Here is a 24,018-nt window from a genome sequence, read left to right on the forward strand (position 1 = left end):
CCTGTAGCCATGCTGCCCGTCTCATCCCCAGCCTCCGTTCGCTGAAGATCAAACCGGACAACTCGTCTGCTACCTAACCCGGACAACTCATCTGCTTACGACAGGCAGCCTTAAGCCTAGTTGCTTTTTGCCAGCCGTCAGCCTATATCGCCGGTTCTTGAACGCGCCCATCGTCTAGCGGTCAGGACACCGCCCTCTCACGGCGGGAACAGGGGTTCGATTCCCCTTGGGCGTACCAATGATTTCAATTGCTTAGCTATCTCGCGTAATGGTGCGTCGAATATTCATCGAATAAACGACTGCGTACGTTCGTGTATGATGGCGGATTGGAACGCCGGTCGATCCAGCGTGAAAGCGAGCGATACCGCAACCTAGTTTCCGAATCGGCGGAAAGGTGAGACAAAGACCGCAATCATGTCCGCCGTGGCGAGCGTTGAAAGGCTAATATGGACAGGAAATACGAGGTCTTACAGCAACTCAAAAATGCTGAGGCTGGGTTGAGCTACAGCCTGCATGTGTTCGGCGACCACATAGCCAAGCGCGAGAAATATCGGTCGATAGACGGCATCCAAGCCGTGCACTTCTACCTGATGCAAAAGCACCATTGGTTGCCATCCGTTGTTAAAAGTTTGTCGGACGACGACCTACAGTTCTGTCTGACAGAGGAAATGATCGGATGGGTATTGCCTGGAGATGCCAGGGAGTAGATCAGGCCAGAGCGCTGAAAATCGCCATCTCTCATCGCCTCCCTTGTAGCTGGTCGCACTCCTTCTGCGCTGCCGCTCGCCGCTTATCTATCCAGGCGGCGAGGTCCATTAGGTGGACGCCCTTCGCGGCCTTCTGGCTGGTCTCGATCCTGACCACGGGCAAATCGATCTCGCCCTCTGTGGTTTTGCGGATGAACTGCTGCGGCGTGAGGTGACTGAAATAGGAGGCGCAAACCTTCTCGACGGGGATCACAGCTGCGCCGTCGAATTGCGCCATGAGTAGAAAAGCAGTGTTCATCGGTTTCCTTTAATGCCGTTGTCTAAGGGCGCGACGAAATCGCCCCACACGAAAGAACCGCGCCATTGGGCTTCCTCGACCCCGCAAACGAACACAAATAAGGCCTTGTCGTCGGCTGGGTGGGTTTCCCAATCCGGATCGTTCCCCATGACCTGGACGATCTCCCAGTTATCACACGGCGTAAGCTCGTCGCCGTCTACGGTCCCGTCCGCGGCTGTTCGCCATTTCGCCCAGTAGTAGCCGGGCTCAAGCGGGATCTTCGGTACTCTTTCGCCATGTTGAATGCACATCTGGTGAACCCTAAAGCTGGTCGGAATCAAAGCCCGGGATGTTCTGCCATCACGACGGCCCAGCCGACACCTGTCAAGTTACCCAGGTTGCGAGCCGGAACTCGGTCCCCTCAATTCAATGTCCCAGGTTCAACGTCCGCCCAGTAGGTTCCATCGATCCAGGCCGCAGCTGTGGCCTTGATCCTGATTTCGGTTTTGCTCTGTGCCGGCAGAGACGATATCGTTTCCGCAATGGCGAAGGCTGGCGCGCTCGCAGCGTCGATCGCCGCGAACTCCTCATCAACGCTGATGTCGTCGGGCAGCGCGTCGATCTTTGCCTTTGAGTAGAGCATTGCCTGTTGCAGCAACATGCCAAGGAAATTCATTTCGCCTTCGAAGGTGACGCCAGTGCTGTCCATAATCGTATCCTTTCGACTTTGGTTTCCAACTCGCGGCTAAGTGCCCGAGATCACAAAGCCGAACATAAACGATATCGTTTAGTGTGTCAATTAACGATATCGTTTATATCTAACAGAGCGGTTCGTTGACACAGTATGCGATATCGTTTACCTAACCGTGATGGGAAGGCCACCGCTTAATATGACGCCGACAGTCGTGCGATTTCCGGATGAGGTTCTGGATCGCATAGACAACCTTGTTGGGCAGAAGCAGCGCGCCAAGTTCATTCGCGAGGCCGTGCAAACGGAGATCGAAAAGCGCGAAACCGAGCCGAGCCACCATCTCCCGGCCCCAGCACGAAGCCAGTGACGAAACCCAACGTGTGCGAGGTACGCCTTCCTATCCAGCCGTTCGGTATCAACCGCAACGCTTACGACTGGCGCGTTCGCTATGACGTGCCTGGCGAGCGCGCCACCTATACCCATCCCTCGGAAATCTTCGTGCACGGCATGCATCATCAGCCGAAGCGGCAAATCCCGATGACACAAGAGCAGGCAACCGCTCCGATAAGCTCACCGTCACGATGAACAGTGAAGATCGGGCTGTTGGCGTGCCCCAGCCTTCGGGTGAGCGCTGCCCCAGGATCAACGTCCGTGCGGTCGATCGCATGCCAGACGCCGGCAGGTTGTAGCCCGTGGATGACAGCCACCCTCTGCCGGTCATCAGCCGAAAGGTCCGGGCGCGCAATGCGCAGGATGAAATCGACCGCGCGGACACGCTCCACGAAGTCAGTCGCTTCGCCGATCATCTCAGTTCGAGCCGCAAGCCCTGCCGATAGCCGGCCTCGACAACGGATACGCCGCGGTCTTTCAGTCGAGCGTTCAGACCATCGATTGCTTTTCTAAGATCGAGATACATGCGCGTCGGCGACGGCCCACCATCGGGATCGTCCGAGTACATGGCGTCGAACATTGCTTGGGACATCACGGGCATGCCCTTGCCTCGCCAGACCGCCTCAAGAACGGCAGCTGCATGGCCGCCGATCCCGCATTCCGCAATCAAGTCGCAAAGCGTCGGCGCGCTCACAGGCTGGTCGCAGCAAGGGCATGTCATGTGAAGATCGCCGGAGCGCCTTCGGATGACCTTCGTCGCAACAGGCTAGCAAATCGTCTTGGTAGCTTCTCGTCGGGTTCGGCCGCGGGCGTGGCATACCATAGGCCATTGGGAATATCGACGGGCCGCGAGAAGCCTATACAGTTGCTCTCGTACATTGATGAAGTTCTGTACCAATGGCTGAAGCCGCAGCGCGTGAGGAAAGTTCTCTTTTTCAAATGATCGAGCTTGATCACGACACCGACGACCGGGGCGCTGGCAATTATGTGCTGAACTATTTTTCGAACAATCGGCCCTCCTACCCCCAAACCACGAAAATCACGACGCACCGCACCCATCATAATTCGAAGCGGCAACACGTGATCGACGCACGAACAGGCGACTACTCCTACAAGCTCGCCGTCGCAGAATGCAGTGTAAATAGGTGCCTCCCTACCCCCTTTCCGCCGTTTGCTCGGACACGGGAAGGGGGAAGGGGTGGCATCGAGCCCGCTCAGAACATGCCATCGCCGCTGTGGCTGCAAACCGAAAGTGACAGCACATTCCACGCGCCTTTTGTCCGGCTGGTCGGGGGTTATGATGTCCGTTGCAAAGAGTGCGGCCTTGACGCGCTCCGTAATAGAGATCGCCTTGCGGACGGTTATCTTCCTGCCAGCAGCTGTTCGAAACGTGATCATCTCTGTCTCGATGCCGTTCTGATGTCGCTTGGCTTTCCAGGCTTCATATTCAGCTATTGTGGCCAAGGTGGATCTCCTGCCGGTTGTCATCGGTATCCCCTGCGCTTGGCTTCTTTGATCGCTGCGCGTACCAGCTTCGGATTGTTTCCGGCTCCATGGCGCTCCAAGCTTGCGACGACACCAGGACTGACCCGTTCCAGGTCGCTGATGAACCGGCGCGCAATTCCGATATCGGACTCGGTGACCCCGGACGCCGTCAATTCGGCCATGCTAGAAACGAAGCCGGCTTCTATTTGTTCGGGTGTTGGCGGCGAGAAGCTATCGGCGCTCTGGCGAACGATAGTGAAAGCTTCCTCAATCGTCGCAGTATCGGTTCCAGACGCGCGGAAATCCTGCGACAGCGCCGCCGTCGCCGCTTTCAAGGCGCTGGCCCGCTCAGTGTCGCCGTCCTTCATTGCGTCAAGCGTGAACTGATCCAGTTCACCGCCAACAGCGCGCTCATAATCTACGTCCTTCCGAGCCGCATCATCCCTGAAAAGGATCGAAGCGGCATCGTCGTCTTTACCGGCAGAAGGCGGGGCATCGGCCTTTCGCTCGCTCGGAAACACTACGGCGGCGGCAGCGTCGGGCTTGCCGTGATTGCCAGTAAGGCGCTGTTCCGCAGCTGCGTGTTGCGCCTGTGCCCATTCAGGCATCTGCGCAGGCTTTGACGGCACATCGTTAGGAAATAGGATGCTCGCGCGGTCAATCTCAGCCATCACGCGGCCTCCTGTTCGTTTTCGGCTGCGAGCAAAATGACCCATGCCGAAGTCGCGATTTCTGTCACGGACTTGCCCGGGCCGGAGAGCCGCGCACGGCCATCAGCCAGGCGAATCAACTTATCGATCGCCATTACTGCGAGACCCATCTGCCCTATGGGTCCGATCGACAAATTGACCTGCGCGCGTCCCAGGTTTTGCCGGATAACCAGTTCTTCGGCTGCGATCTCAGGCAACGATGCGGTTATTTCCGCAATCGCCGCATCAATGCGCCTGGCCGCGGCAAGGAGGCGCTTTGCATGGCCTTTCGCGGCGTCGAAGTGTTTCCGACGCTCAGCTTCCGCCTTGGCCTCGCGAGCGGCGGCTTCGGCCCGCTGCGCTCGTGCCAATGCGCGATTGAGTATCAGGCGATCGACGGCTAACCGTTCGATGCGCTGGTTTATCTCAGCGGCCTTCTTGCCAGCTTCGGGTGCGCCGGCCACGGCGTCGGTCGAAACTTTGCCGAATTCGGCGTCAAGATCAGCAACAAGGATTTCCAGCGCGCTGATCTTCTCGAGGATTTGCGATGACGTGATGGCTGTCATCTTAGGCCACCCCTGCCCAGGCATCGGCAGCAAGCGCCGCGATGGTCCTATCGCCCGCGATCGAGGGCTTGCCCATCTGGTCGAAGGCCACCAACGCAAGGCGCTCTTGGTAGGCGCGGCTTGGTTCCGATACGGGCCGTTGCTGCCTGATTTCGGCCTCAGCGGCGTCGACGGCTGCCTTGGCAGCGCGGACTTGACCAATCAGCGTGTCAAGCTCAGCGGCCTTCGTCTGGATGGTCGCAATATTGGTGGCTATGTCAGTCATCGGTTTCCCTTTCTCTCACGTGTTGCGGCGGACACTCAAAAATCCGTCCTCAGCGTTGTCGTAATCTGTGTCGGCAAAGCCCTGCCGATCCGGGTATTGCAGGATGGGTTGATACGGAGCCGGCAACCTCGGTGCTTCCCAATCGGCCGAGACAGCCGGCGAAGGCGCGGGGGCCTGTTCCGGCTTCGGCGCGACCTTCGTCTTTGGGACAGGTTCGGGCGCTGGAGACACCGGCTTATCTTGAGGCGCATCCGTCGCCGGCACGTCCAAAACTTGAGCGCGCGATAAGCGCGCAAGCCGATCGGCAAGGCCGTCCAAGCCCTTAACCTCCAGCGTATCGCGGAATGCGGCGACCGATACATGCCGCCCAATCGCCTCTAGGCGGCGCACGCGATCAGAGAGTTTGATCTTTTTGACGGAGCCGATCCGTTTGCGATCCTCTCCACGCCCATCAAACAGGGCCTCAATCTCTACGCCGGCCACCAAGCCCTTTCGCCAGATCGGCGGCCATTCTTCCACCGGCAGTAGGTCGCCCGTTTCTTCATCGTAGATGTCGAGTAGATCGGCCTCGATTTCCTCGTGCAGCCGCTTGAGAAGGTAATCCGCATCTACCTCGACGCGATCAAGACGCCTTTGCTGCCCTTCCTCAATCGCGGCCAGTATCTCGGGATCGTCCATCATGCGGGATGCCATGACGGATGCAGACGACGAGGCATAGCCAGCGCGCAAAGCGGCCTCTGTGGCCGTCTCCGACCTCAGATATTCTTGAACGAACCGCCGCTGCTTGTGCGTAAGTGCCATAAGGCAACCGCTATCAGAGCATGGTTGCCGCGAGTTTCCGCTTATACAAATTTATACACTTCTTGCTGAAATAGACCGGCAAAAGTAGAGGTTGGGGCACAGGGGTGGGGACTGACATGAAACAGCAGGCGGCAATTGCGGCCATCTTCCTAGTATTTGGCGTCAACGGCTCTTTCGGAAACAACGTGTGCAATGTTTCCGGTCTAGGCCCTGACCTGGAGACGTTCGCGTTCCAGAAATGCGACGGGAAATTGAGCCCTGCCGAGGCAATCGATTGCGTCAACCGGTTGGCACAAGAGGCCGAAGACATGCGCATCAAATCGGAGCGAGCGATTGCCCAGGCCGAATGCCTTTGCAAGGCTCTCAACGAAATGGTGGACGGGTTCGGAAGCTACAGCAGACTTAACGGGTCGTGTTCGGTAAAAAGGTAATCAATACACAACCCATACGCGATCAAGCGCAAAGACTTCAACTTAGGATTTCCGGATTTCCCGGATTAGTTTCATCCAGACGCGGGAATTTCGCAGTAGAGGCGTATATGTACGTGGCCATACTGCGAAATTCTTAGACATGGCTGAAATCGATCCGGGAAATCCGGAAATCCGGACCTTTCACGCTCCCTGACAAAGTGGCGCGAAATCGTCAGTTGGGAGCGGTCGGCATCGCCTCGGGGTGATCTAGCCGCCACCAATAAAACCGGCTAAGAAGACGGCGGGTTTGGGGGAAATCTCACATGACGCTCGTCGGGGACGCGATCTCACGTTCGCGATTCATTCTGCGCAAATTGGTCGGGACTTCGAGGGCTGGTCGAGCAGGCTATCGGCTTAGTGCCCGCCCTGGAGCCTGTCTAGCCGTCAGGTGAACAGGCCGCGACGGACCATTTCGCGAAGGCACTCAGCGTTTCCGTGGCATGGTCATCAAGGCGACGATGCAGCGACGTGCAGCTTTCGTGAGCGCTGCGTTTCTCTTGGTGGAAGTCCTCGCGCAATTGCTCGATGCTTCTTGGACCCGCCCGAGCGTCAGGAAAATGTCGTTCAAAGAAGCCAATGGAACACCGCCTTTGGTCATGCAGAAGGCGGCTATGCCGCCAATGCAGCTTGTGATTTCCAGCCGGTTGTCGTGTTCACGGCACCAGGAGCGGCACCAGCGAGCGGCGCGGAGAATTCGGCCCGATCGCCAACCGCCCAGGCGCCGACAGCCGGAGCCGCCGCCAGTTCCAGAACAACAAGCCTGTCATCGTCCTTGCGGCAGATATAGCCGACTTTCACGCCGCTAACTGTGACAGTCGCGCCGTGACCCATCTTGTTCGTGACGCCGACAAACTTATTATTAACGAGCGGAACGACAGCCGTATTGTTGGTAGACGCAACACCAAAGCCGGTGGTGCAGTCTTCGATGAGATTGTCCTCATACATCAAATCGAAGTGGCGAGTTGCAGTGGTGAAGTAAGCTCCAGAAGAGAAGCCGACGTTGAAGTTCTTTATGTGGTTGTTCCTAACCCGAACGACGAGCGGGCTATTCGTCCAGATGCCAGCGTTGTTGGTCACTGCGTTGGTCTTGTCGAAACCCTCGATCGAGTTGCGCTCGATCATAGTGATCAGCGTTGTGCCGCCGGTCTGTACTCGGATCGAGCGCACATCATTGCCGCTGGTCCGCTTGATTTTGTTGTCATGGATGTGGTGGCCGCCAGTTCCGGCCGCGCCGCTGGATATGTTCTCGATATCATGGGACGCCGAGCCGACGATTAGGTTGTGGGCAATGTCGACATAGGCGGTTTGCGCGCTCAACGCGATGCCGCGCCCGAGCGAATTGGTGATGACATTACCGTGGACCCTAGTCGGAATTCCAAGCGGCGCGGCTGTGTTGACGGTAATTCCGCCCGTCGCCGACGACGTGTTTTGAAAATCTTCCACGATATTCCCGGTCACCAGGTCGCGACCGCTGCCGTTGACGAAGATGCCGCCGCTGATCGAGTTGGCGGTATCCCAACCGTTCAAGCTGCAATGGTTGCCGATGATGACAACGCCGCCCTCGCTGACACCCTGCTTATAAATGCCCGTCCATTTGGTGTTGCGGCAGATGTTGCCGGATATGATGGCGCGAGGACCGTCGACGGAACTGCTATTGTAGCCAACGACAATTCCGTGCCGACGCCGCACAACAGAAGGCGCAACACCCACGCTTGGCGCTTCGACCCAGGTTCCGCCCTCAATGCACGTCAGCGGATCGAGCGTGACGCAAATATTCCCGCTAATGATCAGGTCCGCGTCCAGGCCCAACGCATCAATAAACATGCCCTGGGAGTTGTTCGACAGACAGCTATTGCCGAGGATTTGAGCGCGTCCCGCCGAGACTGTCGAGTAGACGACAATATCCCCGGAACTGGCGATGTTTCCCCACTGATTTGCGAAAAATACATTGTTGAGGATTTTGTAATCCTTGCAGCCGCGAAGCTGGACGCCGCAGCCTTCGAACCGTTCAGCAAAGCAGCTTTGAACAAGAACTCCTTTTTTTCCGGAAGCATAGACCGCATTGTTCTTGGTGAAGTCTACCCCGGTAGTTCCTGCATCGCCGATGAAGTGAACACCCTCAACGCTACTGTGGTCGCTTAGAATAAAGACGTTCTTTTCCCGTACCGTCTGGCGAATGCGCGAAGGCCACCCGGCGCCGCGTATCTTGACGTGAGCGGGAACGGTAAATTCTTCATCGAGATCGAAGTACATGCCTGCTGTCAGAGTTGGTATCCACAACTCCGTTACGGCGCCAAGAGCCAGCGCGAACGCCGCCGAGTTCTGCGCCGCCGTCCTTGCCGGCCCCGCACCGAACACGCGAACGTCGACGCCGCGCATATTCCCCGGCTTATAGTCCTGCGTCCCGCCACCGCTCAGGCCGAGAGTGAACCCGCCAGCCCCTGTTCCCGGTATAAAAATATCGTCCCCGCCATCGCCAGCCGCGAGCGCTCCCGCTGTCCTGATAAAGGCAGGAGCCGCCAACGGAACCCACGCCGCCGCCGTGGCCTTTGTGGCGAAGGTGTTTTCCGCGATGATGAAGGCAGACGCCAACCCTACCGCAACGCCCGCGGCGGCTTCGGCCTCGTCGCGGGCGGCTTCGGCCTCGTCGCGGGCGGCTTCCACAGCCACCACTTGCGCGGGCACAGCAACGATCTCGGCGGCGATACCCGCCACAGTCGTTACGCTGGCCGCGATCCCCGCCACCGTGTCGATCTTGTCGGCGCTTTTAGCAAGTCTGGTAATGTTCACCACGAGCGCGGGCAGCGTGTCTGCGTCGGCGCTGATCGGTATCTTGACCGCGCGAGCCAGGCCCTCAGCGAGTTCCTGATCGCGCATAACGGCGAGATCAAGCGCCGTCTCTACCGTTTCAGCGTAGTAAGCACCCTGATTTTCGAGATCAGTTTCCTGGACGACCGGAACCTTGCGAAGGATCGTGATCGTCTGCCCAGCCGGAGGAGCAACAAGGATCGCGACTTGCCCTCCCCCAGCCGCGCCGACGCCAGACACCGTATAGTCAGCATCGAGCGTCAGCGTTGCCTCAACGCCGGTCGCTGTAATCGTCCTGATCACGCGGAGGTGAGCTTGGCTGATAATCCGAAACTCATAGTCGAAAACAGTCGTGACCCCGTTCCCGATGTACGGGCCGGAACGGTTCGTCTCGCTTGCAACGGTCATGTGATCTCGCGCCCAAAGGTTTCGGGCACGATAGGAGCCGACAGTTAGGAGCTAGAACCGCTGAGCCGGCATCGAAAAATAGTTTTACCTGGAAGCCTTTGACCGCGCGTTAAAGAAAGTGGCAAGGCAAAGCCGGTTAAAGCGCCGGAAGATCGAGAGAAAGATGAATCGGCTTGCTGCCAGCCTGATTCGCAGCTTGTCAAGATATTTTTCTGGGATTCTTGCGAGAATCACTATATGCATCACCTGAAAAAGCGCTGGTGGCAAATCCACCGGCGCTATGGCGATTCGACCGACATCGGAGATGCTATGGCTGACGCCCCTGTATACGTTTACAAACCAGTTTGGGTAGCAAACACGTTTTTGTTTCGCGCTGGCGAGGATGGAGTTTCTGACGTTACTCCCCTCAAAATCCAGAAGCTCGTCTACAATTTGCAAGGGTGGCATTTGGCCACTACAGGGTTCCCCGCAGTAGGAGAACAGTTCGAGGCATGGCCCAAAGGCCCTGTACTTTCTTCGCTTTATCATACTTTTAAAAAATATCGCTGGAATCGGATTTCTGAACTGGCAGAGGACATAGAGCCAGCCACTGGCGAACCTAAAGCGCTTATTGTTGCGCCGTCCGATGAGCAATTCTACTCCATCTTCAATGCGGTTTGGAACCGATACAGGGGGTACGACGGGATCCAACTATCTGCCCTGACTCATGCGCCCGGAACACCTTGGACTCTAGCTAGAGAGCGCGGTGACCAGTATATACCTGATCAGGAAATACGGCGTCACTTCGTAGAGCTAGGGCAAAGGGCTGGATGAGTGCAGGTGAAGAACTAGTATCTGTCGACTCGATAAAGACTGCCCCTTTCGAACCGGTTCCAAAGGAAAGAGCAGCCATTCCGGGAATCGACCCTCTGACCGGAAGCAGAGACGGAAAGCTTGACCAACACTTAGGACGAATTGGTGGATTTATAGGCGGCGGTCCGGAGAAAGCCGGGAATATCGCTTATGTGGTCATCATCGCGTCTATCATTATGATTGTCCTAGCTGGGTGCGCCGGGATCTATGTTGCGAATGACAAAATCGCCATTGTTTTTGATCGGCTTCTGACGGGTGCGTTTGCTCTAATAACCGGTGCCCTCGGCTATCTTTTCGGTTCGTCCAAAGATTCCAAATAGGCGGGTCGTTCCCCTGCGGCTGGGTAGCGCTAAGGCCTGTGAATTTGGCCGATTTCCCCGCTATCCGCGGATTTAAGTCAGGATGTGGCTCAATCCTGAATAATCCTGACATCCTAACATTGACGGCGGAAAACGAGTCGCCTTTAAGTTGCGATGGATCAGCAAATGCTGATTCTCGCCACGACAAAGCCGGGGTTGCCGCCCCGGCTCCGTGTCGATAAACCGCAAAACCTTTGGTCGGGATGCGGATTTTGGAGACACAATGCGAGGATACTCGCAATCGATTCTCTGTCAACCCGACCAAAGGTTTCCACATAAGGAAATCTTTATATGTCGACTTATCTTGTAACCTACGATCTAAACAAGGAGACCGTTCGCCCTAAAATTGTTGACGAGGTTAAGGCCAGCGCCGGTTGGGCTAGGCTCTCGGAATCGTCTTATGCCATCTCCACCAACGAGACGGCGAGTCAGGTACATGAGCGCTTCAAGAAGTATCTGGACAACAACGACAATTTCTATGTCATCTCGCTTCGACGCCCGTATTCGGGAAGGGGTCCAAAGGAGGTGAACGACTGGCTCGAAAAACACCTTCCGCAGCAGTGACCCCATTAGCCTTTCACAACTTTCAACGGCGTCTGTCTCCCGGTACGTCCGGTTCAACGCGGTAGACGCCGTTTTTTTTTGGGTACTTCAATGCCCCTTGCTCCCCTGGTTGCCGGCCTGTCAGGATTATAGGTCCCGTGGGGCGGGCCAGAACCCTACCAGGCATCGAACTGCGGTTCCGGCGTGTCCGACGATTGCAGTGCGGTGCCTGGCTCCTCGCAGGCCACGCGCCAGACAGCGCTGTTGCTGTTGCGGTCACGGGGCAGTTGCTCAATCCAACGCTTGCCGATCCGCGTTGCTGCATACCGCGCAAGGTATCGACCGAAGCGCTTGGATGAAAATACTCCGCCCCGGTCGATGAAGGTTGCGAGCGCTTCCTTGAGCAGCGGGCTATCGGCAACCTTGAGGGCTATTTCCCGGGTCGTGAACGGCGCGTTCGGGAGCGCGTCGATGATCTCGGCAAGTTCGTCCTTCTCTGGGTCCGCTGCCCGCTGAGCAGCTACGTCGCCCCGACAGTCAGCCAGCCCGAGCCAGATCAGGGAAGATCGAACCAGATCGCTCCAATCTTCAAAGCCGCCCATGGGTGAGGCTCTGTTAGGTGCCCCCGCCGACAGATATGCGCGCTCGACTGTCAGTGCCGCCGCAACAAGCTCGGGCCGCTTGCGCATGGCCAGGTCAATCGCGTCGAATTCGAAACGCCGTTCCTCTGGCCGCTCACACTTGGCGTCTAGCCGGATTTGGATCGTGCGCCGGTTCAAATCACCATAGACCGTGAGATTGTTTCCCGTGGCGCAAATCAAGCTGGTCGCAGGAATGCGGACGTTCTTGGATGACCCAAGTACGCGGACCTGAACCTCATCTTGCGTTAGCATCTGGCAAAGTTGGTCGCTTCGCAGGATGTGGGTGACGTTGTCGATGCTCATGATCTGGTCGCCCGCGAGCGCGCACGCGCCAATCCGCTTCTCAAGCTCCGCCTCATCCGGCGTTGGCGTAACAACAGCCGCTTGCCGACCAGTCGCCATGATCGCAGCGATATCGACAACCAAGCTCTTGCCGGTACCGGCAGACGGTGCGGACACCGCGAACATTGGCGCAGTCTTCAGGCTAGGGCGCATGACGCTTGTGATCAGCAGTGCCAAGGCAGCAGCGCGATCACTTCCGCTCACGAAAGGAAGCGCGGCGATTGGTTCCGACAAGACGGCAAGAGCTTCCGTAGCTTCGCGTTTAGACGGGCTTTCAGGAACATGCCGCCATAGCCGCTCACCTACAAGGAGCAGGCCAGTCTCAGCGTCATACCCCGGCTCGCTGATCACTGTACCGTCAGGCCGGAGCGTCGGCGCGCTGATCACCGCTCTAAGTCTCGGCATGGTCCAGTTATGGCCCTTTCTCGCAAGCACCATTTTTGCCACCTCGGGCGGGCAGTCGCATGGCACGAAGTCATTGACCCGCAGATTGAATTTCATAAACAGAGCCCTTTCCGTCAGCACCTCAACAAGTGCGGCCTCTGTCAGGGTCGTGACGATCACCGATCCATCAGGACGACTGATATTCTCGCCCTGCTTCGCAACGGTTAGGGTTTTAGTGGGCGTGAAGTGTGTGACCGGACGGACAAGTTCGTCCGCGCGAGCGAAGATGCCAACTTCCAGATCTGAGAGGACGGTGACCGCTTGCGAGACCGCACGATGAAGTTCGCTCTTCACGACCTTGATCTTGGGCCTGATGCGCACTGGCTCAGCCTGGAGCGTGCTTCTCTCGACCGGCTTTGGGCGCTCAGCGGGCTCGCCTGCCGGTTTCTGTTGCGGTGGCGACCACGGTCTAGCGGTCGCACGCATGAAGGCGTCAAGCTGATCTTTCGACCAGCCGTCATCCACCGCGTCGGCGCAATCCCAGCCCTTTTTCGGCTGCTTGCCGGCCTTCCAGTCGGAAAAGGAATAAGCCATACGCACGTTCATTCGCCGCGCGCCTGCTCAGATGTCGTCATTTTCAGGAACCGGCGTTGCGTCGACCGGGACAGGCTTGGCCTCATCCTCGACTAGTACCGGCCTCGCGCCAGGGCGAGGAAAAGGGATCACATTGTCACCGACGATCCGATGTCCGGTTCTGGCGCAGAAAATAACTTCTTCGGCCAAGGCGGTCACGCGGCGGCGCTGGTCGACGCGAGCGGCAGGCCTGCGAGAAAGTTTCGCAGATCATCTGCCAAGATGAGGGTTCTCTTGCCGTTTTTGCGAAACGGTAGGCGACCTTCGTTTGCGGCGACGTAAAGCGAAGTTCGACCCACGCCTGAAACGGCCACGGCTTCCTCAATCGTATAGGCGAGTTTGGATGGTTCAGGTGTCATCGGTGCATCCTTTCGTTGGGCGTCGGTTCGCAGCCGTCCGCTTGAATTCAAGAATGCACTTGCGATGGTTGCTGCCACCAGCACCCCATATGCGACATGCAATACGTCGCATATGAAACCAGCGATCAGCCGCGCCGAGTTAGGCTGACGACGTTGCCGCCTTCATCCGGCACCAGCGGCACGACCGCCTTCGCAACCAATTCTTCCAATCCTGAGACAATCCATTTGGCGTAGTGGCGTTCGATCATCTGCGCGCTGGTGTCGTGAACGGCGGCAACCAGCCTGATCGGCAGGTTCGCTCGAATGCCGCGAACAATGCTCGAATGGCGTAGAGCGTAAGGGATCACGCCTGGCAGACCCGCCTTGGCGGTCAAGGCAATCCATGGGCGGCGCAACTCGGCTACGTTCCGCCAGGGACCCCTTCCAGTACGCTCCCATTTTGCTGGTCCAACCTGAATGTGCCGCCAACGTTCGAGTAAGATCGCGTCGTTCGCGCGCCCGGTCGAGGCAGGCAGCAGCGCGTCTAGGACGTCGTTACCGACGGGTACCGGCGTTGCGCCACCTTTGCTCCCACGCCCCTTGCGCGAGACTGGAACCCTGACCCGACCCTGAAGGCGCTGCACGTCTCCCACTCTCATACGGACAACCTGCGAAAAGCGCGCCCCCGTTGCCGCCAGCAAAACAACGAGCCGGAACAGATCACCCTCCCATCCGTCTGTGGCATCGATTTGCCGCGTGGCACGGAGCAGACCCGCGATATCGGCGTCGGAAAGGATTTGGCTTTCGCGGGCTACGGTGTCATCGCCGGAAGCGTCATCGTTATGAGCCGGTGCGGCGAAGGCATGCTTGATCGTTCCTGGGAGACTGGCGGGCAGTCGGGCGCGGTTTGCAGCGTAGGCTGCATTTAGCGCTGCCCGCAGATCGTTTATGAGCCTCTGCACGGTTGTCGCTCTCATGTCGGCAGGCAGGCCCGAGCGCCACTTGGCCAGATCGTCATCGCTCAGAGCATGGAGCGCCACGTCAGCAAGCGGCGAGGCGGGAATTGCGGCTTGCTTGCCTCGCTTGCCTTGCCCCAGCACATGCCGGGATAGACGCCTGTTCGCGTCGGAACGGCCCTTGCGCCCCTTGCGACCTTCGTCCCGTGCATCGCGCCGGGCAATATAGGTCTCCACCGCCTTCCGTACCGTGACAGCCGGCCCCTCCGCAGTGGCTTGCACGTCAGCCCGCGCCCTCTCGACATGCTCACGAGCAGCCCGCTCGGCTTGCATATATGTGAGGAGGCCTTCGGTCGGCTTGTCGTTGGTGTCGTTCGCCGGCCCAATAGGCGCTTGCTTGTAGTTTGCTCCTGCGCCCCAATTCCGCCAGCGGATAAACCACACACCCGCCCGGACGCCCTTCCTGTAATAAAGATGCGCCTCCGCATCGAGCCGCCTGGCATGCTCCCCAAGAGGCAATCGCGACCTGGCTTTCGCTGTGGTGAGTTCGGCTTCTTTCAGAACCTTTGCCATCGCCTCTTTCCTGATACGTCGAATATTCATCGAATATACACCGACGTGTGGCGGCGGACAATGGCGAACTGACAGGGCTCAATCCATTGTTAATTATGAACTTCTGCGCACGACGGCGAACGGTCGCGTCCCTATTTGTCGCGCCCTCTCACGGCGGGAACAGGGGTTCGATTCCCCTTGGGCGTACCAAGTCTCTCCAAACTCTCGGCAAACCATCAATCCGATCCATCGCCTTGGGTCGCGGCGGGTTTGGCTCATTGCCGCTTCCGGCGCAGCGGAGCCGATTGCATTAGCATTGCATCGTGGGTCTTGAGGCACAGCGTTAGCGGCGCGCAGAACGTCGCGCTGAGTCGATGCCACGCGGGGAGGAGCCAGATACAGAAACTACAATCGCAAGGCGTCCATCACGCTGGTCGGCACTGCCTGGAGCCGACCTGAGCTACAGCTGCCGGCGGCGGATCGTTTTGGCGAGCTCGGCGAAGGCGCCTCTCCCTCGAAGGGTGGATGCCGGGAAGGCCCTTAGCACCCGCCAGCGAAGCTGCGCGCGACGCGCATGGCTGGGCTCTAAACGCGCCATACTCCAGTTGCAGTATCGTAGCTTCTTTGCCGTTCGAATTTCTCTCAGTCATGGCTTCGCACGATACCAAGATATGCTGCGAACGACACATCCACGGCGGGCTCAACCATTCGATCTATTCCGGCAAGCCGAAAAGTGTTTGCGCGCCTGCTATTCCTCCGAGCGGATGACTGCCCATGGCGATCATCCGCTCGGTAGTTTCTGCCTCGAACACTGTCGACGCGAGCACCGTCCGTCCCAACGGCTTGCACAGCCCTTCGATGCGGCTGACAAGATTTACAGCCTTGCCGATCGCGGTGAAGTCCAACCTGCCGGCAGTGCCGATATTCCCCCAGAGTATCTCGCCGACATGCAGGCCAATGCCATATCCGAGCTCAGGGCCGCCATTGCGGCGCCGAGTTTGGTTGAGATGATCTATCCCGGCGCGCGTGGCCTTCACGGCGCGTACCGCAGCGTCACATGCGGCATTTGCATCGCGCTCGCCAATCGGGAAAATCGCGAGGACGCCATCACCTATAAACTTGAGAACCTCACCATCAAATGCGTGCACCGCGCCGGCGACGCAATCGAACCAGGCATCAAGTACCAATACGATCTCGTCTGCATCATGAACCTCGGATAGATCGGTGAAACCTCGAAGGTCCGCGCACAGAAGCGCAGCCCGTATCGTCTCTCCCTTTACTCGACGAGAATGACCGTTGAGCACATGTGCTGCACTGCGCTTTCCCAAATATGCTTCGAGCAATGCGCGTTTCGCGGACCGTTCTGCGAGTGCGGTCATCGGAGCCGCAGCAAACCGGGAGATTTGCCGCAGCAGCTCTGACTGCGCCTCATCCGGAGTATGATCGAACGCCCACACCAAGGTCGGTGCGACACCGCCCGCTCGCTCGTCGAACACGATCGCCCGCGTCGTGCCAAGCCACTCCCGCAGCACGAGCCGGGGATCGGCATTCTGGCGGTCGGCGCCTATCCCCAAACCCTCGACCACTTCACCCCCAGGCGCTCGCCAGAGCCAGATACGGCGTGAAATGATTGGGTCGGGAGCATCCTGCGCCAGCGCGCCGGCGATGATCGGCAAGCCATCTTCCATCAAATGCGTTGAGAGCTGCAATAGAAGTCGCCCACCGTCGCCAATATGCGCGGCGTCGTCCAGAAGGAATGAAAGCGACTTTGCGAGAAGCATCGGTAGAAGGTCACTCGGCACCGGCTTATGCTTACGCCTCGAACATCTTCTTGCAACTCCCCACATTCGCTTCAATCATGCACGGTATTCGATGCGGATGTGACCTGGAGTGAGCGATGGCGGAATCGGTTTACACAGAGATTGAGGTCGCCGCGCCACAAGCGACCGTGTTCGCGCTTTTGACGGATCCGGACCAGATCGTGCGATGGATCGGGACCGAAGCGAATTTGGATGCAACGCCGGGCGGTCTGTTCCTCGTCAATGTCGGTGGTCGCTATATGGCGCGCGGTGAGTTCACCGAGGTGATCCCGGTCCACCGTCTTGCCTACAGTTTTGGCTGGGAAGACAACGAGACCGTGCCGCCCGGCTCCAGTCATGTCGAGATCGACCTGATCGCGAGGGATGCGGGGACACTGATCCGCTTCACGCACAGCGGACTGCCGAACGCAAAGGAGCGTGACAGCCACCGAAGGGGATGGGAGCACTACCTCTCAAGGCTGAAGATCACTGCCGATGGGGGACATGTCGATCCCGACGTGCCGATGAAGAATATGTGATTTTCATCTAAGGGCCGCGGATGCCCGTAATCCGAACCAGGCGCGGCATGCGTCAGCGAGGCCCCTTTGACCTGCCGTCGCCAGACCGGCCGCTCGGGAAACCCAGCGGCCTGCGGGCCGCCGCACCATTACAGCTGCCGGCGACGGATCGTTTCAGCGAGCTCGGCGAAGGCGTCCGCGATCCCGGTGCCGCTCTTGGTGCCTGCGTGGAGTTCTTGAAACTCAGCGCTTCTGGCGCAACGCCTCGGATTGAATTAGCATCCGTTCATCAAAGCTCCGGCCGCACTCCTGCAGGATGCGGAATGCGGAGCGCAGGCGAGCGAGGCCGGGCGCGGTCACATGCCGGGCGCCGATCCAAGCGCGACTGGGCATCCGAACTTCCGTTCGGCGGCAAGACGGCGTGGCCGGGAGGAGTCAGATGCAAAAACTACAATCGCAAGGCGTCCATCACATCACGCTGGTCGGCGCCGGGCGTCAGACCTCGATCGATTTTTGGGAGGGCGTGCTTGGCATGCCTTTCATCTTCGAGCAGCCCAACCTCGACAAGCCAAGCGAAAGCCATCTCTATTTCGATCCGGGCGACGGCCGGCTGATCACCGTCTTCACCGACGAAAGCCGCACGCCGGTCAAGCGGCGCACGCCGACCGACACGGGCTGCGTCCATCATATCGCTTTCGCGGTGTCGCGCGTCACCTTTCTGCAGGCGGTTGCCCGGCTCGACGAGCGCGCCATCAAGCACAGCGGCGTCAAGGATCGCGGCTTCATGGACTCGATCTATTTCGAGGATCCGCTCGGCCTGCTGATCGAACTCGCCTCCTACCGTTTCGAACCGCCGGCGGGCTTCACCCATGCCGACGTGCTGATGCAGGCGCACAAGATCCGCGTCGCGCGCGGCGACTACAACATCGCCGAAGTGCACCTTGCCGATGCGATCCAAGCGCTTGTCGAGCGCTCGCGCACGACCTTGTCGGAGGATCGCGCACCGAAAAATCCATACTGACGACACGCCAAACAAAGGGAGGACATAATGGCAAAGACAGCAACGAAGAGTGCGAAAAAGCCCGCCGCCAAGGCAGCCAAACCAGGAGCCAAGCCGGCGGCCAAAGCCGCCGCCAAGTCAGCGGCGAAAGTGGCAAGGCCGGCGACGAAGGTCTCCGGCAGAAAGCCCGCGAAGGCCAAGGCGAAGCCTGCGAAAAAGCCGGCGCTCACGCTCAGCATGCTGAAGCCCAGCGTCAACAATATGAGCGTTCGGGTGTTTGCACGCGCCGCCGGGCTCGATCATTCCGAAACCGACGTTTGGGGCCTCACGCGCTCGCCCGAATATATGGCGCGAAACCCGGCCCATCTTACGCCGATGATCGAGGACAAGGGCCTGCCGAGAGGTGTCTTGTGGGAAAGCTGCGCCATCATGCAGTACCTCGCCAACAAGCACGGGCTGGAGAAATTATATCCCAAGGCGCCGGCCAAGCGGGCAATGATCGACAGCGCCATGTTCTACCTGATCGGGACGCTCTACCCCTATGTGGCGCGCGCCACATATCCTGTGCTGAATTTCCCGCAATATGCCGGCGAGGTCGGCCACAGCGACGCTCATCCCGACAAGAAGTCGGAAGCCCAGAAGGCCGCTATAGAAGCGATAGCCGAGCCGCTGGAGGTGTTTCACAGCTTCTTCAGGAACGGCAAGCCGTTCATCGGCGGCAAGAACCCGTCGATCGCCGACATCCGTCTGGCGGCGACGCTCGAATTCCTCGCCGTCATCGACTATGCGCTGCCCCAATGGGCAAAAGACTATATGGCGGCGATCGAGAAGAAGCTCGGCAAGGCCTATGCCGAGCCGGCCGGCGACGTGCGCGGCTATATCGCCTATGTGCGGTCGCAGGCCAACGCCTGAGGCACGTGCAGGCCGGCGATCGTCCGCACGTTCTGCGGGAGCCGGTAATGATCTGGGGTAATTCTTTCTTACTCTCCCCTGTTTGCACGGTGTGGGGAGCTTAAGGTTTCGTTAACCGAAACCCTTTCTACTGGTATCCACCTCCAGCTTGCGACCACGGATGTACTGGCGCGGATGGAAAGCAAAGGTCGGCTGCTCGCCGGCCTTTTGCTTATTTCAGCCCCTGCCGAAGTTGCGCCAGACGGCGTTTCACGACGCCTGCATGGCTGATGAAGCGCGTTGCCGGCATCTTGCCATCGCCGATGTCGGCCCTACCATCGAAGTAGTACCCTCCTCGAGGGCGGTTCAAGGACAGAGGCCCTGCCATGAAAAGCATTGCTGGAATGATGGTGATTGCAGGCGCCATGCTGGCGGGTGCAGCCGGTCAATCGAATGCAGCGACGCTCAACACCATGCCCGAGGTCGGGGCTGCCATCCAGGCGTGCTGGACCCCGCCGGCGAATGCCGGGAATTCCACCGTCACCCTGAGCTTCAGCTTCAGGCGCGATGGCACGCTGATCGGCCGGCCCAAGCCGACCGCCATCCGCGTCGCCGGCGAGGAGAAGACGCGCCAAGCTTTTGTCGACGCGGCGGTCGCGGCCGTGGACCATTGCCTGCCGTTGAGCTTTTCACCGGCGTTGGCTCAAGGCATCCCGGGCAAGGTGTTCACTCTGCAATTCAACTCGCCCAAACAAGAACAGGCTGCACCGCGAGTGAAGGCTTCGCCTTGATCTTTTCCAAAAACCGGATTCCACTTTTCGGGATCTAGTGCATGTCGCGCAAAAGTGTGCAGCGGTTTTGCGACAACGACATGCATTAGACAAGAACCTAAGCGCGTCGCATGAGGCCCGGTCGACCGCGATGCGCTTTAGTGGCGCCTTCGTCTGGCCTCGACATGTCGCGCCAGTTCCGGCATCTCGAAGACATAGTCGCTCCAGGCCGATTCCGGTATCTGGCCGGCGAGATAGCACTCCAGCAAAAGCCTCTGCTCGTGGTCGAGTGGCCTCGGTGCGCGTTCATGGTCCAACCCAAGTGAATGGAACAGATTCCTGGTCAGGTCCGCGACAGTGAAGTGGATCGACATTTGCGGTCTCCTCCTTTGGCCGCTCAACGCCGATCCCAGGGCTAAGGTTTCAGCAACGGCCGGCCGGTAACGCCGGATTGATCGCGATGCCGAACCCGCCGCGCGCATCAAAACTTCGCCGTGGCGGGCGTCCGCCGGCGTTGCTGCCGGTTCGTCTCAATCTTGAAATAAAAATGTAATATTGAATTTACACGAGTGGATCTAATACACTAGAGCTAAAGTCTCTGGTGGCGATTTGATCTACTCCAATTAGGAAAGACTGATTTAGCTAGTACTTATCCATAGTCGACAAAGAAATCCTGTTCTCGGTGCAACAAGGATAATGGTCGTTCCAATGACACGCTTCTGGCCCCTCACGATTCTGATGCTGGTGTCGGCAATAGCCGTTGCGCTCGGCACATCCTTCTCCTACGCGGATAGCTGCGGTGCCATCAGGAGCCAATTGCTTTCGGCGGGGCGCAGCGGCGGGACCAGCCCCGAGCTTGCCCAACTGCGCCGGCAACTCGCCGCGATTCAAAAGCTTGAGAGACAACGCAGATGCACGGCGAGAACGGCCGGCTTCTTCTTCAATCCCTGCGCCGACCTGGTCAGCAGCAAGGCGGAGGTGCAACGGCAGATCGCCAGACTGTCGAATTCGAGCAGGGACACGTCCGGATTGAAGGCCAGGTTTGTCGCGCTGGGCTGCGCCGCCCCCGCTGCCAAGAAACAGCCGGCGCAGCAACGCACGGCACCCAAGGCCCAGTCCGCAGGCACAACAATTGGCGGCAATCGGATGCTGTTTTGCGTTCGCTTGTCGGACGGATATTTCTTCCCCGCGCCAAAATCGCAGTTCGCCAAGAGCGACGATCTGAAGGAAATGGTCGATCAGTGTCGCTACATCTGCGACGATGCCGGCGTCGACCTCTATACGCTGAGCGACGCCACTCGCGAGACCGAGGAGATGGTCGCGCTCGAGTCGGGAAAACCCTATGTGGAGCTACCTGCCGCGTTCCGGTACCGCGACGACGCGAACTTCAAGGCCTGCGACGTCAAGCGCTATTATCGGCGCGTCGCCGAGCTCAGGGCACGAACCGTGACACCGGCCAACATGACCAATGCCATCATACCGTTGCCGACGGCAAAGCCGGATTTTGGCATCGTCGCGGAAATTCCTGAATCCGGGATCGAAACCGCCGGTGCCGTTCCGCAAGAGGCAAAAACGCAGGCTGCCGAAGTGCAGGGGGTTGCCCAGCATCAGTCGATCGAAAGAGCGATCGGCGCGCGGCCGGTGAGAGTGGTCGGGCCGGCCTTCTTCCCGGCGGACTGACCAAGGCGGGCGATGTTCCGAGACGGCCGGATCGGATAGCCGCTTCAAGGCCTGGAGCCGTGCGCATCGACCGACGTCGGCTGGTTATTCGCAGACCATGCGGGCCCGTTTGCCGGGCTCGCTGACATTCTTGCAAGTTAGCGGCTTCGTCGGCTCCGGCGACAGCATGGGCGGGTTGTTGGTGACCCTCCTCCGAGGCGCTGCAACGGAAGCCGCGCTCCTGCGCACCGCCGGCCTTTTCGGCGTTTGCGGCGCCACTGGAAAGACGTCGGTCTCCAGTTGCGACTGTTCGGCTTGCGCCTGCGGCGAAGGCCTGTCCCAGAAACGGCGAACATCGAGCGGCTTGGGAATGATGACGGTGCCGTCATAGCTGCGCGCGCAGCCGCTTCCCAGAGGCAGCGCCAGGCACAGGAAGACAGGCAGAATCCGTCGAGACATCAGCAATACCCCTGCAAGCTTATAACGCTGCTTCGGCCTAACCGACAACCGGCGGAATAGGGCGAAGGGAGTAGATACCGTGAAGTAGAGTCGTCGCATTTCCAGTCGAAGGCGTTGCTCGAAGATCCAGCGCCGGGTCGGGCGCGGATGGAGGTCCAGCGCGAGTTAGAACCTTGCGATTCGTCAACGCTTCCAGCGTAAGGCCATGGTGCGATCGCACCATACCAAAGCCGCGCTCAGTGGCGACAATGGGATATTCGAAGTTCCGCTCCTCCAGTTACGGGCGGGAGCAGCGACCGCCGGCAAGAAACAGGGTCAGATTTACCCCAACGGACCTGTTTCGGCGATGGCGCGGCCATGACACGTTCTGGCTGCATGCAACGCGCTCCCGTCCGGCTTTTTTTCTTTTAAAGCCGGTGGCTACGATCGCCGAGCAGACGATGCCGGCCGGAATTCACGCAAGCTGCTGATTCCAGCGGCAAACCGCGGCCATTCCGACAAAGCCCGCGGCCGCTCCTTCTTACTCCGGCTGGGCGACGTTACCGGAGCGACATGAAACTGTCATGCGACTGTAATAATCGGGGACTATTGGCCTCAGCGGGCGCCGGAGGAATGGCGCCGAGAGACCATATTCCGAACAGGAGCAGGCCACATGAGACATTTCATCCGCTCGGCGGCCGTTGCGATTGCAATGGCTGCGGCGACGACCACCCTCACCCTGTCCGCCGCGCTCGCCGCGGACATCTCCGGCGCCGGCGCCACCTTCCCCTACCCGATCTATGCGAAGTGGGCCGACACCTACAAGAAAGACACCGGCGTTGGCCTTAACTACCAGTCGATCGGTTCCGGCGGCGGCATCAAGCAGATCAAAGCCAAGACCGTTACCTTCGGCGCTTCGGATGCGCCGCTCAAGGGCGACGAGCTTGAAGCGACCGGACTGGCTCAGTTCCCGATGGTGATGGGCGGCATCGTTCCCGTCGTCAATCTCGAAGGCATCAAGCCGGGCGAGTTGGTTCTCGACGGCCCGACGCTGGCCGACATCTTCCTCGGCAAGATCACGAGCTGGGATGACGAAGCGATCAAGAAGCTTAATCCCGACGTCAAGCTGCCTTCGCAGGCGATCGCGGTCGTTCACCGTTCCGATGGTTCGGGCACGACGTTCAACTTCACCTATTACCTCGGCGACGTCAGCGCGGACTGGAAAGAAAAGGTCGGCGTCGACAAGGCCGTGGAATGGCCGGTCGGCATCGGCGCCAAGGGCAATGAGGGCGTTGCCAACAACGTCTCCCAGACCGGCGGCGCGATCGGTTATGTCGAATATGCCTACGCCAAGCAGAACAAGCTCACCCACACCGATATGATCAACAAGGACGGCAAGAAGGTCGAGCCCGCCGCGGCGGCGTTCTCGGCGGCAGCGGCCAATGCCGACTGGAGCTCGCAGCCGGGCTATGGCGTCATCCTCGCCAACGAGCCGGGCGCCGAGTCCTGGCCAATGACGGCGGCAACGTGGATCCTGCTCTACAAGAAGCCGGATGATGCCGCGACCACCGGCGAAGCGCTCAAATTCTTCGCCTGGGCATACGACAAGGGCGACGAGATGGCCGGCGAGCTAGACTACGTTCCGATGCCCGACAAGGTGGTTGAGAGCGTCAAGGCCATGTGGGCCAAGGAAGTCGTCGGCGACGACGGCAAGCCGCTCTACTCGGCTATGTAATCTCCTCCAGGGAGGGCGTCGATGGCGCCCTCCCTGTTGCCTTTAATCGCG

Annotated in this window: 28 protein-coding genes and 1 tRNA gene; 12 read left to right on the forward strand and 17 right to left on the reverse strand. The window is 59.1% G+C overall.

Translation table 11 applies throughout. The annotated features are described in order from the left end of the window. Positions 1-163 precede the first annotated feature (163 nt). Positions 164-238, forward strand: a tRNA-Glu gene (locus NKI29_RS18715). A 208-nt stretch (positions 239-446) separates the two neighbouring features. Beyond that, entirely contained in the window at positions 447-707 is a 261-nt protein-coding gene (locus NKI29_RS18720; RefSeq protein ID WP_352796931.1) for a hypothetical protein, read from the forward strand. A 31-nt stretch (positions 708-738) separates the two neighbouring features. Here the strand turns inward: NKI29_RS18720 and NKI29_RS18725 are convergent, their stop codons facing one another. From NKI29_RS18725 to NKI29_RS18770, 10 genes are all read right to left on the reverse strand, one after another. Then, on the reverse strand, positions 739-1,005 hold the full coding sequence (locus tag NKI29_RS18725; RefSeq protein ID WP_352796933.1) for a pyocin activator PrtN family protein: 267 nt from the start codon (positions 1,003-1,005) through the stop codon (positions 739-741). Next, positions 1,002-1,295 (reverse strand): hypothetical protein, encoded by a 294-nt coding sequence (locus NKI29_RS18730; protein ID WP_352796935.1) that lies wholly within the window; start codon positions 1,293-1,295, stop codon positions 1,002-1,004. The genes NKI29_RS18725 and NKI29_RS18730 overlap by 4 nt, the downstream gene beginning before the upstream one ends. A gap of 110 nt (positions 1,296-1,405) precedes the next feature. Continuing rightward, positions 1,406-1,660, reverse strand: coding sequence for a hypothetical protein (locus NKI29_RS18735; RefSeq protein WP_352796938.1), 255 nt, complete (start codon positions 1,658-1,660; stop codon positions 1,406-1,408). Between the two features lie 530 nt (positions 1,661-2,190). Beyond that, positions 2,191-2,481 (reverse strand): hypothetical protein, encoded by a 291-nt coding sequence (locus NKI29_RS18740; RefSeq protein ID WP_352796940.1) that lies wholly within the window; start codon positions 2,479-2,481, stop codon positions 2,191-2,193. Further along, entirely contained in the window at positions 2,478-2,759 is a 282-nt protein-coding gene (locus NKI29_RS18745) for a hypothetical protein (RefSeq protein WP_352796942.1), read from the reverse strand. The genes NKI29_RS18740 and NKI29_RS18745 overlap by 4 nt, the downstream gene beginning before the upstream one ends. A 23-nt stretch (positions 2,760-2,782) precedes the next feature. Next, entirely contained in the window at positions 2,783-3,529 is a 747-nt protein-coding gene (locus tag NKI29_RS18750; RefSeq protein ID WP_352796944.1) for a GNAT family N-acetyltransferase, read from the reverse strand. Positions 3,530-3,549: 20 nt separating this feature from the next. Then, entirely contained in the window at positions 3,550-4,221 is a 672-nt protein-coding gene (locus NKI29_RS18755) for a hypothetical protein (protein WP_352796946.1), read from the reverse strand. Continuing rightward, positions 4,221-4,805: a hypothetical protein gene (locus NKI29_RS18760; RefSeq protein WP_352796949.1), complete on the reverse strand. Its 585-nt coding sequence runs from the start codon at positions 4,803-4,805 to the stop codon at positions 4,221-4,223. The genes NKI29_RS18755 and NKI29_RS18760 overlap by 1 nt, the downstream gene beginning before the upstream one ends. A gap of 1 nt (position 4,806) precedes the next feature. Beyond that, the gene (locus tag NKI29_RS18765) at positions 4,807-5,070 is read right to left on the reverse strand and encodes a hypothetical protein (RefSeq protein WP_023720467.1); all 264 of its coding nucleotides are present in this window, start codon (positions 5,068-5,070) and stop codon (positions 4,807-4,809) included. A 15-nt stretch (positions 5,071-5,085) separates the two neighbouring features. Next, complete coding sequence (locus tag NKI29_RS18770) at positions 5,086-5,871, reverse strand: terminase small subunit (protein ID WP_352796951.1); 786 nt, start codon at positions 5,869-5,871, stop codon at positions 5,086-5,088. A gap of 116 nt (positions 5,872-5,987) precedes the next feature. Here NKI29_RS18770 and NKI29_RS18775 point away from each other — a divergent pair, with 116 nt between their 5' ends. Beyond that, positions 5,988-6,302 carry a hypothetical protein gene (locus tag NKI29_RS18775; RefSeq protein WP_352796953.1) on the forward strand — a complete coding sequence of 105 codons (315 nt, stop codon included), beginning with the start codon at positions 5,988-5,990 and terminating at the stop codon, positions 6,300-6,302. 648 nt (positions 6,303-6,950) lie between these two features. On the opposite strand, the gene NKI29_RS18780 is transcribed toward NKI29_RS18775, so the two are convergent. Then, a complete protein-coding gene (locus NKI29_RS18780) occupies positions 6,951-9,557 on the reverse strand; it encodes a hypothetical protein (protein WP_352796956.1) in 2,607 nt (868 codons plus the stop codon). Between the two features lie 237 nt (positions 9,558-9,794). Between NKI29_RS18780 and NKI29_RS18785 the strand changes: the two genes are divergently transcribed. From NKI29_RS18785 to NKI29_RS18795, 3 genes are all read left to right on the forward strand, one after another. Then, entirely contained in the window at positions 9,795-10,370 is a 576-nt protein-coding gene (locus NKI29_RS18785) for a Panacea domain-containing protein (RefSeq protein ID WP_352796959.1), read from the forward strand. Then, a complete protein-coding gene (locus NKI29_RS18790) occupies positions 10,367-10,729 on the forward strand; it encodes a hypothetical protein (protein WP_352796962.1) in 363 nt (120 codons plus the stop codon). Before NKI29_RS18785 ends, NKI29_RS18790 begins: the two co-directional genes overlap by 4 nt. A gap of 330 nt (positions 10,730-11,059) precedes the next feature. Further along, on the forward strand, positions 11,060-11,332 hold the full coding sequence (locus NKI29_RS18795) for a hypothetical protein (RefSeq protein ID WP_352796965.1): 273 nt from the start codon (positions 11,060-11,062) through the stop codon (positions 11,330-11,332). A gap of 155 nt (positions 11,333-11,487) precedes the next feature. On the opposite strand, the gene NKI29_RS18800 is transcribed toward NKI29_RS18795, so the two are convergent. The 4 genes from NKI29_RS18800 to NKI29_RS18815 form a co-directional block, all read right to left on the reverse strand. Beyond that, positions 11,488-13,284, reverse strand: a complete 1,797-nt coding sequence (locus tag NKI29_RS18800; protein WP_352796968.1) for a hypothetical protein — start codon at positions 13,282-13,284, stop codon at positions 11,488-11,490. 182 nt (positions 13,285-13,466) lie between these two features. After that, entirely contained in the window at positions 13,467-13,670 is a 204-nt protein-coding gene (locus tag NKI29_RS18805; protein WP_352796971.1) for a helix-turn-helix domain-containing protein, read from the reverse strand. Between the two features lie 125 nt (positions 13,671-13,795). Continuing rightward, positions 13,796-15,178 (reverse strand): site-specific integrase, encoded by a 1,383-nt coding sequence (locus NKI29_RS18810; RefSeq protein ID WP_352796973.1) that lies wholly within the window; start codon positions 15,176-15,178, stop codon positions 13,796-13,798. 692 nt (positions 15,179-15,870) lie between these two features. Further along, entirely contained in the window at positions 15,871-16,938 is a 1,068-nt protein-coding gene (locus tag NKI29_RS18815) for an adenylate/guanylate cyclase domain-containing protein (RefSeq protein ID WP_352796976.1), read from the reverse strand. A gap of 116 nt (positions 16,939-17,054) precedes the next feature. Here NKI29_RS18815 and NKI29_RS18820 point away from each other — a divergent pair, with 116 nt between their 5' ends. The 4 genes from NKI29_RS18820 to tolA all read left to right on the forward strand — a co-directional run bounded on the left by NKI29_RS18820 (position 17,055) and on the right by tolA (position 20,156). Next, entirely contained in the window at positions 17,055-17,495 is a 441-nt protein-coding gene (locus NKI29_RS18820) for an SRPBCC family protein (protein ID WP_352574819.1), read from the forward strand. A 418-nt stretch (positions 17,496-17,913) separates the two neighbouring features. After that, a complete protein-coding gene (locus tag NKI29_RS18825) occupies positions 17,914-18,495 on the forward strand; it encodes a VOC family protein (protein WP_352634133.1) in 582 nt (193 codons plus the stop codon). Positions 18,496-18,522: 27 nt separating this feature from the next. Continuing rightward, on the forward strand, positions 18,523-19,386 hold the full coding sequence (locus NKI29_RS18830) for a glutathione S-transferase family protein (RefSeq protein WP_352574823.1): 864 nt from the start codon (positions 18,523-18,525) through the stop codon (positions 19,384-19,386). A gap of 365 nt (positions 19,387-19,751) precedes the next feature. Further along, complete coding sequence (gene tolA, locus NKI29_RS18835; RefSeq protein WP_352574825.1) at positions 19,752-20,156, forward strand: cell envelope integrity protein TolA; 405 nt, start codon at positions 19,752-19,754, stop codon at positions 20,154-20,156. Positions 20,157-20,293: 137 nt separating this feature from the next. Here the strand turns inward: tolA and NKI29_RS18840 are convergent, their stop codons facing one another. Beyond that, positions 20,294-20,509: a hypothetical protein gene (locus tag NKI29_RS18840; RefSeq protein WP_023678527.1), complete on the reverse strand. Its 216-nt coding sequence runs from the start codon at positions 20,507-20,509 to the stop codon at positions 20,294-20,296. Positions 20,510-20,843: 334 nt separating this feature from the next. On the opposite strand from NKI29_RS18840, the gene NKI29_RS18845 reads away from it, so the two are divergent. Next, positions 20,844-21,815, forward strand: a complete 972-nt coding sequence (locus NKI29_RS18845) for a DUF2865 domain-containing protein (RefSeq protein ID WP_352691630.1) — start codon at positions 20,844-20,846, stop codon at positions 21,813-21,815. Between the two features lie 84 nt (positions 21,816-21,899). Here NKI29_RS18845 and NKI29_RS18850 read toward each other — a convergent pair whose 3' ends face one another. Further along, positions 21,900-22,253: a hypothetical protein gene (locus tag NKI29_RS18850; protein WP_352457960.1), complete on the reverse strand. Its 354-nt coding sequence runs from the start codon at positions 22,251-22,253 to the stop codon at positions 21,900-21,902. A gap of 652 nt (positions 22,254-22,905) precedes the next feature. Here NKI29_RS18850 and pstS point away from each other — a divergent pair. After that, positions 22,906-23,967, forward strand: coding sequence for a phosphate ABC transporter substrate-binding protein PstS (gene pstS / locus NKI29_RS18855; protein WP_352451140.1), 1,062 nt, complete (start codon positions 22,906-22,908; stop codon positions 23,965-23,967). Positions 23,968-24,018 lie beyond the last annotated feature (51 nt).

The organism is Mesorhizobium sp. M0678, assembly GCF_040320505.1.
Taxonomy (GTDB): Bacteria; Pseudomonadota; Alphaproteobacteria; order Rhizobiales; family Rhizobiaceae; genus Mesorhizobium.